The sequence below is a fragment of the Hymenobacter tenuis genome (genome assembly GCF_054780495.1).
In genome coordinates, this window is record NZ_BAAGWF010000001.1 from 214,023 (window position 1) to 227,715 (window position 13,693).

Annotated in this window: 14 protein-coding genes; 7 read left to right on the top strand and 7 right to left on the bottom strand. The window is 56.1% G+C overall.

The genetic code is table 11. From position 1 onward, the window contains the following. Positions 1 to 10: 10 nt before the first annotated feature. The 6 genes from secDF to ACYVGU_RS01030 all read right to left on the bottom strand — a co-directional run bounded on the left by secDF (position 11) and on the right by ACYVGU_RS01030 (position 5,863). Positions 11 to 2,995, bottom strand: a complete 2,985-nt coding sequence (secDF, locus tag ACYVGU_RS01005; RefSeq protein WP_460612927.1) for a protein translocase subunit SecD/SecF — start codon at positions 2,993 to 2,995, stop codon at positions 11 to 13. A gap of 156 nt (positions 2,996 to 3,151) precedes the next feature. Next, entirely contained in the window at positions 3,152 to 3,520 is a 369-nt protein-coding gene (locus tag ACYVGU_RS01010) for a hypothetical protein (RefSeq protein ID WP_460612926.1), read from the bottom strand. A 161-nt stretch (positions 3,521 to 3,681) separates the two neighbouring features. Beyond that, positions 3,682 to 4,140, bottom strand: a complete 459-nt coding sequence (locus tag ACYVGU_RS01015; protein ID WP_460620533.1) for a DUF4268 domain-containing protein — start codon at positions 4,138 to 4,140, stop codon at positions 3,682 to 3,684. A gap of 42 nt (positions 4,141 to 4,182) precedes the next feature. Continuing rightward, positions 4,183 to 4,818: a uridine kinase family protein gene (locus tag ACYVGU_RS01020; protein ID WP_460612924.1), complete on the bottom strand. Its 636-nt coding sequence runs from the start codon at positions 4,816 to 4,818 to the stop codon at positions 4,183 to 4,185. Between the two features lie 160 nt (positions 4,819 to 4,978). Continuing rightward, positions 4,979 to 5,566, bottom strand: coding sequence for a Maf family protein (rdgB, locus tag ACYVGU_RS01025; protein ID WP_460620534.1), 588 nt, complete (start codon positions 5,564 to 5,566; stop codon positions 4,979 to 4,981). Positions 5,567 to 5,662: 96 nt separating this feature from the next. Then, positions 5,663 to 5,863, bottom strand: coding sequence for a hypothetical protein (locus ACYVGU_RS01030; protein WP_460620535.1), 201 nt, complete (start codon positions 5,861 to 5,863; stop codon positions 5,663 to 5,665). 200 nt (positions 5,864 to 6,063) lie between these two features. Between ACYVGU_RS01030 and ACYVGU_RS01035 the strand changes: the two genes are divergently transcribed. The 5 genes from ACYVGU_RS01035 to hemC all read left to right on the top strand — a co-directional run bounded on the left by ACYVGU_RS01035 (position 6,064) and on the right by hemC (position 10,567). Then, the gene (locus ACYVGU_RS01035) at positions 6,064 to 6,309 is read left to right on the top strand and encodes a 50S ribosomal protein L31 (RefSeq protein WP_460612921.1); all 246 of its coding nucleotides are present in this window, start codon (positions 6,064 to 6,066) and stop codon (positions 6,307 to 6,309) included. A gap of 184 nt (positions 6,310 to 6,493) precedes the next feature. Further along, positions 6,494 to 7,702 (top strand): GlmU family protein, encoded by a 1,209-nt coding sequence (locus ACYVGU_RS01040; RefSeq protein ID WP_460620536.1) that lies wholly within the window; start codon positions 6,494 to 6,496, stop codon positions 7,700 to 7,702. Then, positions 7,699 to 8,238, top strand: a complete 540-nt coding sequence (locus ACYVGU_RS01045) for a hypothetical protein (RefSeq protein WP_460620537.1) — start codon at positions 7,699 to 7,701, stop codon at positions 8,236 to 8,238. Before ACYVGU_RS01040 ends, ACYVGU_RS01045 begins: the two co-directional genes overlap by 4 nt. 6 nt (positions 8,239 to 8,244) lie before the next feature. Continuing rightward, complete coding sequence (locus tag ACYVGU_RS01050) at positions 8,245 to 9,381, top strand: DNA polymerase III subunit (protein ID WP_460620538.1); 1,137 nt, start codon at positions 8,245 to 8,247, stop codon at positions 9,379 to 9,381. 244 nt (positions 9,382 to 9,625) lie between these two features. Next, positions 9,626 to 10,567, top strand: a complete 942-nt coding sequence (gene hemC / locus ACYVGU_RS01055; protein ID WP_460620539.1) for a hydroxymethylbilane synthase — start codon at positions 9,626 to 9,628, stop codon at positions 10,565 to 10,567. Positions 10,568 to 10,624: 57 nt separating this feature from the next. On the opposite strand, the gene ACYVGU_RS01060 is transcribed toward hemC, so the two are convergent. Next, complete coding sequence (locus ACYVGU_RS01060; RefSeq protein ID WP_460620540.1) at positions 10,625 to 11,263, bottom strand: DUF2238 domain-containing protein; 639 nt, start codon at positions 11,261 to 11,263, stop codon at positions 10,625 to 10,627. Between the two features lie 218 nt (positions 11,264 to 11,481). On the opposite strand from ACYVGU_RS01060, the gene ACYVGU_RS01065 reads away from it, so the two are divergent. Further along, positions 11,482 to 12,123, top strand: a complete 642-nt coding sequence (locus ACYVGU_RS01065) for a peptidylprolyl isomerase (protein WP_460612916.1) — start codon at positions 11,482 to 11,484, stop codon at positions 12,121 to 12,123. 75 nt (positions 12,124 to 12,198) lie between these two features. Continuing rightward, positions 12,199 to 13,107, top strand: a complete 909-nt coding sequence (locus tag ACYVGU_RS01070; RefSeq protein ID WP_460621983.1) for an SDR family oxidoreductase — start codon at positions 12,199 to 12,201, stop codon at positions 13,105 to 13,107. The last annotated feature ends 586 nt before the right edge of the window (positions 13,108 to 13,693 follow it).

Consider the following 13,693-nt stretch of genomic DNA (forward strand, 5'->3'; position numbering starts at 1 on the left):
AACAAGAGGGTTACACCTGAGCTGTGCTTAGCTTAGGCGCATCCGTGTCGGTAACGGCGTTCATACGGGCTTTCTCTTTGCGGCCGTACGTGTCCAGGATAAGCGGAGCCGCAATGAACAGCGAAGAGTACGTACCGAAGATCATACCGATGAGCATGGCGAAGGAGAACGAACGCAGAGTCTCACCACCGAAGATGTACAATACCAGCATCACGAGGAATACTGTAGTGAACGTAATCATGGTGCGGGAGAAGGTGCTGTTCAGGGCCGGGTTTACTACCTGCGCAAACGTGAGGTGCTTATTCTCACGCAGATACTCGCGGATTCGGTCATAGATAACGATGGTATCGTTCATGGAAAGACCGATTGTAGTTAGAACGGCCGCCACGAACACCTGGTCCATTTCGTAGTTGAGACCCATGGCACGGGCAATTGGGAAGGAAGCAATAACCGCCAGCGCATCGTGGAACAGGGCCACTACAGCGGAAAGTGAATACTGCCACTTCTCAAAGCGGAAGAGTACGTACACAAAGATGGCCAGCAGCGTCAGGCCCAGGCTCAGCACCGAGGTACGCTTGATGTCGTCTGCAATGGTAGCGCCCACTTTAGCCGAGCTTTCCTTCTTGGGGTTCAGTGCGCCATATTTAGCGTTAAGGCCTTTTAGCATGGCTGCTTCTACTTGCTTATCGGCATCTACGCTTTCGTCGTTAGCCAAGTAACCAGTAGTGATGCGCAGGCGGTTTTCAGCGCCAAAGGTTTTGGCCTCCGTACCGGCGCCGCCGAAGTAGTCGTTGGTCAGCAAATCACGCACATCGGAAGCTACTACTGGCTTATCAAAGCTAACCACATAGGCGCGGCCACCACGGAAGTCAACTCCTAGGTTCGGGCCACCCTGCAGGTACATCAGGCCAAAGCCTACGATGATAAATACCGTGGAGAAGGCGTAGGCAATCTTGCGCTTGCCCACAATGTCAAAGTTCAGGTCTTTGAACAGATGACGAGATAGGAAGGTGCTGAAGCTGAGGGTGGTAGTGTTCTTGCCCTTCACCATGCGCTCAATAATGAGACGCGAGACATATACCGCCGACAGGAACGAAGTGAACACACCAATCAGCAGCGTAATGGCGAAGTTCTGTACCGGGCCCGTACCAAACGTGAACAGGATAACGGCAATAATCAGGGTCGTAACGTTGGCATCGAAGATGGCCGAGAAAGCACGCGAGTAGCCTTTGTTGATGGCATCCACCGGCTGCAAGCCGTGGTCAATCTCTTCCCGGATGCGTTCGAAAATCAGTACGTTAGCATCCACCGACGACGCAATTACAAGTAGCAAACCCGCAATGCCGGGCAGCGTGAGGGCGAAAGAGAACTGCGCCAGCACACCCATAATCAGGAACAGGTTGAAGAGCAGGGCCGCATCGGCTACTAGGCCTGCGCGGCCGTAGTACGCTGCCATGAACGCCATAATAATCACCAAACCGCCCAGGGTTGAGTACAAACCTTGGTTAGTAGCTTCCTTACCCAAGGATGGGCCTACAATGGCCTCCTCCACAATGCGGGTAGGAGCAGGCAGCTTACCGGCTTTCAGAATGTTGGCCAAGTCCTGCGCTTCTTCAATGGTGAAGTTGCCCGAAATGCTGGAGTTGCCACCGGCAATTTCAGCCTGCACCACGGGTGCTGAGTACACGTTGTCGTCGAGTACAATGGCTACCTGACGGCCAATGTTAGCTCCGGTAAGGCGCTCCCATTTGCGGGCACCGCCGGGGTTCATCTGCATCGAAACCTCAGCGCGGCCACTCATTTGGTCGAAGTCGCCGCGGGCGTCGCTGATCACCTCACCGCCAATGGGGGCTTCGGCATCACGGCTCTTGCGGATGGCATACAGCTGCAGGTATTCCTGGCCCTCAATGAGGTCAGGCTTCACGCCCCACATAAAGGTGAGGTTGGTAGGCAGTACAGCGCGGGTGTCGGGGCTGCGGAGTACGGCATTTACGCGGGCCGTATCCCGGATGTTGGCGCCTAGGGTGCCAGGCATTGTAAAGAGGCTGCCCAATACGTTTTTCTGCGGAGCAGCAGAGTCCGCTTTGGCTGTAGCGGTGGCACCTTTCTTGGCCAGCTGGCTAGCCAGAGAGGTTGAGTCGCCGGCAGTAGCAGCGGCGGTAGCTGTGGTGTCAGTGGTAGCTTTGGCCGGAGCAGCAACCGTAGCGGCAGCCGTTTCCTTGGCGCTCAGTACTTGGTTGAGCTGGTTGAGGTAGGGCGCGAATTCATCCTGACGCCATACTTCCCAGAACTCCAGCTTAGCTTGGCCCTGTACGAGCTTGCGCACGCGGTCGGGGTTATCCACGCCTGGCAGCTCAATCTGGATGCGGCCCGTGCCTTTCACCCGCTGAATATTGGGCTGGCTGGTGCCGAATTTGTCGATACGGGTGCGCAGAATGTTGAAGGAACGCTCAATGGCTTCTTCTACCTCCGTGTTGATTTCGCTGATTACCTTCTCGTTGGTCGAGTTGATATCAATGCCCCGGCTCTTGTTAGTGGTGTTCGCAAAAATGCGAGCCAGCTTATCGTTGGGTGCTACGTTGCGGAACGACTGCGCGAAGAGGGTAGTGAAGGGAGTAGAGGGGTTGGTTTTGCGCATCTCCTGCGCCTGGTCCAGGGCCTTGTTGAAAGCTACGTCCTTGGAGTTGCCGCTCATGGCGCGAACAATTTCCACCGGCGAAACTTCCAGCGTGAGGTGCATACCACCGTTCAGGTCAAGACCCAAGCCCAGCTCCGACTGGCGTACTTCCTTATAAGTCAGGGGCCCAAATACGGGCGCGCGCCACACCGAGTCGAGGTAGTGCTGACGCTGTTTTTCGTTAAGCTGGCCGCTGCGCGAGGCAAAGCGGGCCGCATCTTTCTGCACTCCGCGCGACACGAGGGTCAGCGAGAGGAAGTAGATGCAAAGCGCTGACACAAGAAGCGTCAGGGCGATGATGAGTCCTTTATTACGCATGAAATAGTAGGTTGATATCCTGTGGGAAAGGCCGATGCCGTGAAACGGGGCCCCGACTGTATAAGCAAGATAACCAGGCTTGGCCTGGCGCGGCAGAAAGCGGCATCAGCGACAGATTCTGCTTCTCAATTACAACAGCACAAAAGGCCCGGTCCGTTAGGGAGCTTGGGGCGAGAGGGCTGCTAGGAGCAGCTGCGCCCGAAACCAGTCGGGTACAGCGCGGGGGCAAGGACTCGGCCCGGCAAAGCACAGGGGTAGCCACTGCACTGAGGGCAATACGATGGGCAGCGGCAGCCAGGCATCAGCGGCCGGAGCTACGAAATAGCCTAGGGGCGCCGTAGCTTCGAGGAGTACGCGCTGCTTGACTACGGCCGTGCGCGGCGCGGCGTCTACCCGGGCTTCATGGCGTGCCGGAAGTGCCCGCAGCGTAGCCACAGCCCGGTTGTTCAGCCCCAACACCATCAGCACGGTGGCTGTGATGAGGGCAAAACGCAGGCGTGGCAAAAAGGCAGTGAGGAAAAGCAACTCGATGGGGGTAAGAGGTACAAATATAGTTTTTTGCCTCGCCGCGCGCAAAATTGTATTCGCTAGGGCCTGCCAGAGCCTCAAAAACGAAGAGCGCCTGGCAGGCCAGGCGCTCTTTTCAGTAGGGGTGCAGTGCCCAAACTACAGTTGGGCTGAACAACTTAGCTTAGGTCCTCGAGGCCGTAGCGGGCCTGGCTCCAGAACTCATCAAGCGCCATCAGGCGCGGCTTGAAAAAGGAAATCAGGGCCGGCCAGTCGTCGCGGTTCAGAGGGCTCACGCCGCGCAGCTCCTGCTGCACGCGGCTCATAAGCTGGCCGTTTTCCTCAGCTTCTTCCTGCCACTCCCAGGTTTGGCCCGGCACAGGGGGTAGTAAATTCTGTAAGGCCTGCAACTGCTCATACTGCAACGCCCGCAGGTCCGCATCGGGGTTTGTGAGCTCCAGGCCAATGGTAGCGCGGCGGTCTTCGGTGCGCATGCGCAGCTGCACGTGCTTGAGGCCGGTGCGGTAGTTAATCCAGTTGGTGGGTTCGCCTTCGGCCGATGGCACCGGGGCCATATACTGCCCAAAGGTTGTCCAGAAGGCCTGCCGCAACTGGGCTGCTTCGGCTTTGCTGTACATACGCGCTGGTTGGGTTCAGAAGAGAAAGGGACCTAGTGCCACTTACTGCACCGAGCGGCTTTCGGCCACCTTACTGCGCAGATACGAAACCAGCACATCCAGGCCTTTATCAAAATGCCGGTTGTTCGGGATGATGATGTCGGCGTCGTGCTTGAAGGGCTTGATGTATTTTTCGTAGGTAGGCGCCACGTGGTTAGTGTAGCGGTACAATACATCTTCCAGGTCGTAGCCCCGCTCGTCTCGGTCGCGCACAATGCGGCGTTGCAGCTTCACGTGCTCCCGCGCATCGATGTACACTTTCAGGTCTAGCAGCTTGGCTACTTCTTCAAAGTAGAACACGAAAATGCCTTCCACCACCACAATAGGAGCGGGCCGAAAAACCAGCTCCTTGGGTACTACATTGGGGTTGTTAAAGGTATACTCAGAGCGCCGCACTTCCAGGCCCTGGCTAATGCGCAGCACATCAGCAGCATACGCAGCCGAGTCAATGCTGCCGGGCAGGTCAAAGTTGGTCACGCCTTGGGAATCGACCAGTTGGTTTTCCCGGGGGTGGTAATAGTTATCCTGCGAAATCAGGCAGATTTCTTCTTCGGGAAACGAGGCCAGCAGCCGACGCAGAAACGTGGTTTTGCCCGAGGCGCTGCCGCCCGTAATACCGACGATGAAAGGGTGTTGCATGGAGGTGGGAATAGGCCCGTACCGGCGGGGCCAACCCTGCAAAAGTAAGAAATCTAGCTGAGGCGTGGGCAGTGAAGTTATGAGAGCAGGCAAATAGAGGCTGGCAACTCTGCCGGCCCTAGGCCCATGCGAGCCGCAAACCGGCAGCTGTAAGCCCCTTCTATTTCACTTCTTCCTGTAAGTACTGCACCAGCTTGGCAACGGCCCGGGCCCGGTGGCTGATGCTGTTTTTTTCGGCTAGGGTCATCTGGGCAAACGTGCGCCCGTCGCCTTCCGTGGGCTGAAAAATGGGGTCGTAGCCGAAGCCTTCGTGGCCGCGCAGCTCTTCCGTAATGCGGCCCGGAACCATGCCTGCAAAATCCAGCACCTGGCCATCGGGCTGCACTAGGGCTACTACCGTCCGGAACTGGGCTGCGCGGTTAGCATGGCCGCTCAGCTCCTGCAAAAGTTTCTGCACGTTATCAGTGGCCGAGCGCTGGGGGCCGGCATAACGGGCCGAGTACACGCCAGGGTCTCCATTTAGAGCTTCTACTTCCAGGCCAGTATCATCCGCAAAGCAGGCCACTCCAAAATGGTCCCACACGTACTGTGCCTTCTGGCGGGCATTGCCTTCCAGCGTATCCTGGGTTTCCGGCAATTCCTCCTGGCAGCCGATATCAGCCAGGCTCAGCAACTCTACGGACGGCGGCAGCAACGGCCGAATTTCATCGAGCTTGTGGGCATTATTGGAGGCAAAGCAGAGGCGCATGGGCAGTACGGTTAGTGGCAGGTAGTGTGGAGCGCAAATTTTAGCCGGTTTCTGACGCTTGAGCTTTACTAAGCAGGGTTCAGGCCCCCGCGCTACCTAGCGAAACATGGTTTTGATGGTGCTCCAGGAGCGAGCCAGCAGTGCAGTAGGCGCCGTGTGGACGGCTGGTTTGGTAGGCTGCAGGGCCGAAAGCAGGGCAGAGGGCGCCGAGGAGCGGGGCTGGGCCAGAAGAGTTGCGCTGTATCCTATAGCAGTGCAAAACAGCAGCAACAATAGCAAAGCACTAGTTCGAAGCATAACAGTAACGGTAATGTAGATAGCACAAATGATGGGGCAAGTATACGAAGCCGCAAATAGAATATGGGGTTTGTGAGGCGGAAGGCGTTAGCTTAGGGCGGAAAAGATGGAAAGTGCTTTTGAAATACGAGCGTAACATGTACTTTTGCAGTCCCTTCCGCAAAATCGGCAGGCAACAAGGTACAAACGGCACTACGACCATGAAAAAAGACATTCACCCCGAGTATCGCGAAGTCGTGTTTCAGGACACTTCTAGCGGCTTCAAATTTGTAACCCGCTCGACGATGAACTCTAGCGAGACCATCACGATGGAAGATGGCAAAACTTACCCCGTTGTTAAGGTGGAAGTTAGCTCGGAGTCACACCCTTTCTACACCGGCAAAAACGTACTGCTCGACACTGCTGGCCGCGTAGAGAAGTTCATGAACCGCTACAAGAAGAAGTAATCCGACGAAGCACTCAGCCAGTACTGGCTTGCTGTTGGTCTACATATGAACTCCCTTCGAATTACTCGAAGGGAGTTTTTATTTGCCAATTTTACAGCGGCATTTTTGCCCGTACTTTCCTAGGTACTGATTCATCATTAGGCCCCGGCTACCAACCAGCCGCCACCAGCAAAGCGCTCTTCCCATGCATATCCTGCTCTTCGACGACCCGGCCATTCGCCCCCATTTGCTGCCTTTTACCTTCACGCGCCCTGTGGCAGCCCTTCGCTGCGGCATCCTGACGCTGGCCGAAAAATGGCAGCACCGCCTGCAAGCCGAGCGGGTAGGGTACCTTACCCAGGACTATCTGCAGGCCAAGTTCCCGGCCGGCGACACGCAGGGCCCGGCCGTAGTTATCAACGGCGCCGTGTGTCCCGATGAACTGCTGGCCCAACAAGTGAAGGCCTTGCAGCCCGGTGAGGCCCTGTTTGATGAAGAAATGTTGGTGGCCGCGCACTTGGCTGATGCAGCGCAGGTAGCCGAGCTGATTCAGGACGGCTTCCAGAAAACCCGCGACGTGGCCGAGCCCGTGACGGTGATTCGGGAGGTGTGGCACCTGTTTCTGCGCAACGGCGCGGAAATCCGCCGCGACTTTGACCTGCTGACCAAAGGCCGTGAGTCGGCACCCATTGGCGATGCGCACACGATTGTATACGCTCCGGAAAACGTATTTATCGAGCCCGGCGTGAAGATTCGGGCCGCTATCCTGAACGCTGAAAACGGGCCGATTTACCTGGGAAAAAACTCGCAGGTGCACGAAGGCGCTATCATCAGTGGGCCTTTGGCGCTCTGTGAAGGCAGCCACATCAATGCCGGCGCCAAAATGCGCGGCGACAACACCGTGGGGCCTTATTCTAAGGTGGGCGGCGAGGTCGGCAACAGCATTTTGCTCGGTTACAGCAACAAAGGGCACGACGGCTACCTCGGCAACTCCGTCATTGGCGAGTGGTGCAACCTCGGGGCCGATACCAACACCTCGAACCTCAAGAACAACTACGCCCCCGTAAAAATCTGGAGCCACTCGGTGGGCCGCTTCGTGAATACCGGCCAGCAGTTTTGTGGCCTAATGATGGGCGACCATAGCAAGTGCGGCATCAATACTATGTTTAACACCGGCACGGTGGTAGGCGTGGGGGCCAACATATTCGGGGCGGGCTTTCCGCGCACGTTTATCCCGAGCTTCAGTTGGGGCGGCGCCGCCGGCTTCGAGACCTTCAAGCTGCCGAAAGTAAACGAAGTGGCTGACCGCGTAATGGCTCGCCGCCAGCTGGCCTACGACGAAACAGAGCAGGCCATTATGCGCCACGTGTACGATGCCACGGCCAAGGACCGCGTGTGGGAACAGGCTAAATGAAAAACTATCAGGTTGAATATGTGCAACTGGAAGGCTGGGATGCTGACTTAACCGGATTATGGCTCGCTGAGAATGAGGATTGGCTATTGCTTCGATTCATCCCGTGTGACTATCAGGTTGATGGGTATGTATTAGTTGCCAAGCAACATATAGAGACGCGCATCCCTAGAAAGGGGCGGATGCAAACAGAACAAGTGCTGAAACTAAAAGGTGTAAAAGCCGAAGCGCCTCTGAATTTCGAGTTTACAGGTGTAGCTGACTTATTGCGCTGGACAGAAAAGCAGTATGGCTTGGTACATTTTATGGAGGAGGAACAAAGCGCGTTTTTAGGTTGGATAAATGAGGTCGATCCAGTCCATTTCTGGATCGATACACTGGAACCTAAAGGCACTTTAGCCGCTCGAGAACCGGATGAATGTCCATTCGAGCTAAGCGAAATTCGAGTGATTGTATTCGATGATGACTATTCCCAGTCCTTGAAATTGCTTTGGCAGCACAAGAGTAAACTGGATTTACTGAGAACGAGCGACAACTAAATCTCCATGCGTTTTTCTGAAATTCCGGGTCAGCAGCAGGTCAAGCAACTTCTTATTGGGAGTGTGCACCGCAACCACGTAGCGCATGCGCAGCTGTTTCGGGGTGCTGAGGGCTCGGCTGCCTTGGCCCTGGCCCTGGCGTACGCTACCTTCCTGAACTGCGAAAACCGCACGCCGGAGGCCGATGACTCGTGCGGTGCCTGCCCGAGCTGTCAGAAAATCGACAAGCTTATTCACCCCGACCTGAACTTCATCCTACCCGTCACGACGACCAAAACCGTGAGCAAGGATGCCGTGAGCAGCAAGTTTGCGGCTGACTGGCGCGCCTTCGTGCTGGATAACCCGTACCAGGGCCTCAACGACTGGATGCAGCACATTGGGGCCGAAAACAAGCAGGGCAGCATTTCCAAGGATGAAAGCCTGCAGCTGCTGAAGCTGGTGTCGTTGAAAGCATTTGAGGCTCAGTTTAAGCTAGTAATTATCTGGCTCCCGGAGCTGATGCACCCTTCCGCGGCCAACGCCGTGCTGAAGTTGTTGGAAGAGCCACCACCCGCCACGGTGTTCCTGTTGGTAAGCCACGCGCCCGAGCAATTGCTGCCTACCATTACCAGCCGGGTGCAGCCTGTGGTGGTGCGTGCCCTGCCCGAGGAGGAGCTGACGGCCTGGCTAACCCAAACGCAGCAAATACCCGAAGCCAAAGCCCGCCAGCTGGCCCAACTTACGCAAGGCAATATTGGTGCGGCGCTGGCAGCTCAAGGAACCACCGCCGCCGACTATGACTACTTCGAGCTGTTTGCCAAATGGATGCGCACCTGCTACGCCAACAAGGTGGCCGATGTACTGGAGAAGTCAGATGAATTTCAGAAGCTAGGACGCGAGAACCAGAAAGAGTTTCTGCAATATGCCCTGGCCACGCTGCGCAAGGTGCTGCTGTTTGGTCTCGACCCGAAGCTAGTACCGCACTTGCCCGCTCAGGAGCAGCAGTTCATTCAGGGGTTCAGCCGCTTTGTAACGCCCCGCAACGCCGAGCCGATGGCCCAGGAAATCAATGAGGCGCACTACCACGTGGAGCGCAATGCCAATCCGCGGATGGTATTTGTGGATATGTCGTTGCGGCTGGCTGAGCTGCTGCGGGCTGCCTGATGGCAGAAAAAATGCATCAGGAGCCTAAAAAGAGGTAAAAATGGCTTTGCTAAATTGCTATAGCTAGTGCTAAAGTAGCTATAGCAGGTTGCCGGAAAGCCAGGCGCGTATCTTTGCTGAATGTTGCTGCGTCCGGGAAGCGGCTGCTTCCGGCGGCTTATTCACTAGGTCTGCGTTGGCCGTAAACTGTCAGCGAAGGCAAAGAAAGGAATTGGCTCTCACATCATCACTAGTTGATTTCGACTTGAAAACGTCCATTCGTATAGGTACCCGCGGGAGCAAGCTGGCCTTGTGGCAAGCCCATCATGTAGCCGATAAGCTCAGCGCGGCTGGCCTCACGCCGGAAATCGTCATCATCACCACCAAAGGCGACGTCGTGCTGGACCGCTCCCTGGATAAAATCGGGGCCAAAGGCGTGTTCACGGAAGAGCTGGAAGAAGGCCTGCGCACCGGCCACGTAGATATTGCGGTGCACAGCGCCAAAGACGTGCAAAGCAGCATCCCGGCTGATCTGGAGCTGCTGGCGTTCATGGAGCGCGAACAGGTGAATGATGTCATCGTGAGTTTCGATCCGAACCTGGATTTGCAGCGCCCCGACCTGGTGCTGGGCACCAGCAGCACCCGGCGCAAGGCCATGCTGAAGCGCTTTTTGCCCCACGCTACTACTGCCGAAGCCCGCGGCAACCTCCAAACCCGCTTGCGCAAGCTGGAAGAAGGACAATACCACGGGTTGGTGCTGGCGTATGCTGGGGTACACCGCATGGAATACGACAACCTGATTCGGTTTGTGCTGCCCGAAACGCAGTATGTGCCTGCTACAGGCCAAGGCAGCGTGGCCATTGAGTGCGCCCGCAACTTGGAGCCCGAACTGAAAGCAGAGTTGCGCCGCATCCTCGACCACCCGGCCACGCACGTGTGCCTGGCGGCGGAGCGGGCGTTTCTGCGCACCATGGAAGGTGGCTGCAGCATTCCATCCTTTGCCTTAGCTACACTGGCCTCCGATGGGGAAACGGTGCAGCTGCACGGCGGCCTCATCAGCCTCGATGGGCAGCAGTTCCTTGAAGAAATACAGGTGGCACCTACTACAGCCGCCGATTCACTAGGTATTCAGGTAGCCGAAACCGTACTGGCCCGAGGCGGTAGCCGCATCCTGGCCGACATCCGTCGGGTACGGGATGAGGCCTAGCGCCCTATTACCACAAAAGTAAAAAAGGCCGTCCCGTTATCGGGACGGCCTTTTGTCTTACAATAACTGGCTACGCGAACTGTTTTTGCCTCGGCCAAACAAGGCATACAGCGCCAGCGCAAATAGTGCCCCGCTGGTATCGGCCAGCATGTCTTTTTGTGCATCCCAGATGTCGCCTTGGCTACCCAGGAACGCGGCGCCGGCGCTGCCGCCCGCTACTTCGGCGTACACCCACTCAATCAGCTCATAGCTCATGGCTACTGTGCCGATAACGCAGAGCGGAAACAGGTAGCTAATGAAGCGGCTGCGAATCAGGTCGCGCTGATCGGTGTATTCGATGAGGGCATACGCGTAAAAGCCCACCGAAAAATGCGCCACCCGGTCGTACATGTTGCGCTTAAAGCCGAACAAGTTGTTAAACCAATCGAACGGCACTTTCTCGAAGGTGTAATGGCCGCCCACCGTGTGCATGAAAATGAGCACGCTCATGAGGGCGTAGGCTAGGTTTGAAAACCGCATGCCGCGCACGTATAGCACCGTCAGGAAGCCCACAATCAGCAGAATTGGGATGTTTTCGGCCCACCAGGTGCCTCGTTCGGCCGGGCTGATTCCGAGGACAACAAACTCGATGAGGTAGATGACTAAAAGGAGCTTCGGAAACCAATGCGAGGGGAGGGGAGTAGCGGTGTTGTTCATGGAGAGTAAAAAAGTAAAGACGAGCTTGGCTGCCCATACGGCCCGCTGAGGTTTTGGCTGTGTTTCAGGTCATATTTTTGCTTCGGGGTTCATCCGCGGTTGCGTGTATAAGCGGGGCTAGGGGTTGCCTTCTTGTTTTCTGCCTTTACCTAGTCAGGAACCCACGCAGAAACCCTGTATTTTTACCTTTGTAACTTTCCGTTCCCTTCTCTTTTGCTATGAAATCTGTACTGCGCTACACTCTTTTAGTTGGTTTACTGCTGAGCATCGGCGTCCCGGTGGTGCAGGCGGCCAAAGGCCCGCGGAAAACCAAAAAGGACGAAGTAGTGACTATCAGCACCCCGCAGGGCGATATTCGCCTTATTCTGTTTGACCAAACGCCGCTGCACAAAGCCAACTTTCTGAAGTTAGCGCAAAGCGGTTTCTACACGGGTACCACGTTTCACCGCGTTATTCCGGGGTTTATGGTGCAGGGCGGCGACCCTAATTCCAAAGACTCAGACCCCGATAATGATGGGGCCGGCGCGCCGGATGAAAAGCTGATTCCGGCCGAGATTCGGCCGGAGTTCACGCACAAGCGTGGCGCCGTGGCTGCGGCTCGCTCCGGTGATTTCGTGAACCCGCAGCGCCAGAGCAGCGCCTCGCAGTTTTACATTGTGCAGAATCCGCAGGGTACGCCCCACCTCGATGGCCAGTACACCGTGTTCGGGCAGGTTATCAGCGGACAGGATGTAGTAGATAAAATTGCGCAGCAGCCCACCGCTGAGCGTAACCGCCCCGTAACCGACATCAAGATGACGGTGAAAGTAGAGAAGCTGAAAAAAAAGAAAATCACGGAGCTCTACGGCTACCAGTACTAGCCCATTTGCCTAAGCAATGCGAGGTTGCAGCCATTGGCAAGGGTAGTAACCGGAGAAAAGCACGATATGAAGCGCATGAAAATTCTGGTTACGGGCTCGAACGGACTGCTGGGGCAAAAATTGGTGGAACTACTACAGCAGCAGCCCCATGTGGAGTTGGTTGCTACCTCCCGGGGAGCAAATAAGCTGGCCGCAACGTTTCCGCAGGTGCGTTTTGTGCCGCTGGATGTCACGGATCAGGCGCAGGTGCGGCGGGTGCTAGCGCAGGAAAAGCCCACCTATCTGCTCCATACCGCCGCCATGACGAACGTCGACGAGTGTGAGCTGAACCAGGAAGCGTGCTGGCTCCAGAACGTAACGGCCGTAGAGTACCTAGTAAGCGCCTGCGAGCAGCAGCGCATCCATCTGCTCCACGTCAGTACCGATTTTATTTTCAGCGGCGAAGAAGGTCCCCTAACGGAGGAAGCCGTGCCGGGGCCCATCAATTTTTATGGGCAAAGCAAGCTGGCGGCTGAGCGCGTAGTGCAGGCTAGCAGCACGCCCTGGGCTATTCTGCGGACTGTACTTGTGTATGGCACCGCGCACGAGTACGGGCGCACCAATATCGTAGTGTGGGTGCGCGACTCCTTGCGGGCCGGCAAGCACATTAAGGTAGTCGACGACCAGTTCCGGACCCCAACGCTGGCCGAAGACTTGGCCCTAGGGTGCTGGCTGGCGGCCATGCACAATGCCACCGGTATTTACCATATCAGTGGCCGTGAGCAGCTCACGCCCTACCAAATGGCCCAGCAAGTAGCGGCGTATTTTCAGCTGGATGCTACCTTACTTGAGCGGGTAGATGCCAGCACGTTCTCTCAACCCGCCAAGCGCCCTGCCCGCACCGGATTCATTATCAGCAAAGCCGAGCAGAACCTGGGATACCGGCCCCGCAGCTTTCAGGACGGTATTGCGCTGCTCGCGCGCCAAACGGAGGCTATGTCGTAGCAGTTAGCTGCCGCCACCGGCTCAGGTAGCGCCAGCGTGTGAGGTGAGTTTGCACTAGGCCCAGAGGAGCAGCAAACCGACCAAAGGCCCTAAAACGCAAAAAACCCACAGACAATGTCTGCGGGGTTTTCACACACCTATTGCAACAACTTATAGTAGCGAAACTTATGGCGAGCAGTCGCCTCCATTTCGTACTTAATTCAAATACGTACACACTTTCTACAAACTTGTGACGCTACCTCTGTTCGGTAGTCGTGACCTCGGATGATGAGAGCCCGCGCAGAGAAGTACCTCTGTTTCGGTTCCTAAAATCGCTAGGTAAAAGTCTGCAAAGCAGGTGGCGCTACCGTTGTAGCCGTTCCACATAACAATATTAAGGCGTAGGAATAGCCCTGTAAAGGACACTTCTTCCGAAATCGTGACTTGTAGATTACCTATCTAAAATAGTTCTTAACGAATGAAGGCATGAACCGACTAGGGATATAAACAAGCTGCACTAGCTGATCGGTAAAGGCTTAGCAGCCGTGGATTGCTCCTTATTCGATTGTAAAGGTGGTATAAAAAGCCTCGTTTTGTGACATAGTGC

Excerpts from the sequence above, each read along its gene's own strand:
- secDF (WP_460612927.1), bottom strand. The coding sequence starts at position 2,995 with ATGCGTAATAAAGGACTCATCATCGCCCTGACGCTTCTTGTGTCAGCG.
- ACYVGU_RS01015 (WP_460620533.1), bottom strand. The coding sequence starts at position 4,140 with ATGTACAGCAAAGCCGAAGCAGCCCAGTTGCGGCAGGCCTTCTGGACA.
- ACYVGU_RS01020 (WP_460612924.1), bottom strand. The coding sequence starts at position 4,818 with ATGCAACACCCTTTCATCGTCGGTATTACGGGCGGCAGCGCCTCGGGC.
- rdgB (WP_460620534.1), bottom strand. The coding sequence starts at position 5,566 with ATGCGCCTCTGCTTTGCCTCCAATAATGCCCACAAGCTCGATGAAATT.
- ACYVGU_RS01030 (WP_460620535.1), bottom strand. The coding sequence starts at position 5,863 with ATGCTTCGAACTAGTGCTTTGCTATTGTTGCTGCTGTTTTGCACTGCT.
- ACYVGU_RS01035 (WP_460612921.1), top strand. The coding sequence starts at position 6,064 with ATGAAAAAAGACATTCACCCCGAGTATCGCGAAGTCGTGTTTCAGGAC.
- ACYVGU_RS01040 (WP_460620536.1), top strand. The coding sequence starts at position 6,494 with ATGCATATCCTGCTCTTCGACGACCCGGCCATTCGCCCCCATTTGCTG.
- ACYVGU_RS01045 (WP_460620537.1), top strand. The coding sequence starts at position 7,699 with ATGAAAAACTATCAGGTTGAATATGTGCAACTGGAAGGCTGGGATGCT.
- ACYVGU_RS01050 (WP_460620538.1), top strand. The coding sequence starts at position 8,245 with ATGCGTTTTTCTGAAATTCCGGGTCAGCAGCAGGTCAAGCAACTTCTT.
- ACYVGU_RS01060 (WP_460620540.1), bottom strand. The coding sequence starts at position 11,263 with ATGAACAACACCGCTACTCCCCTCCCCTCGCATTGGTTTCCGAAGCTC.
- ACYVGU_RS01065 (WP_460612916.1), top strand. The coding sequence starts at position 11,482 with ATGAAATCTGTACTGCGCTACACTCTTTTAGTTGGTTTACTGCTGAGC.
- ACYVGU_RS01070 (WP_460621983.1), top strand. The coding sequence starts at position 12,199 with ATGAAAATTCTGGTTACGGGCTCGAACGGACTGCTGGGGCAAAAATTG.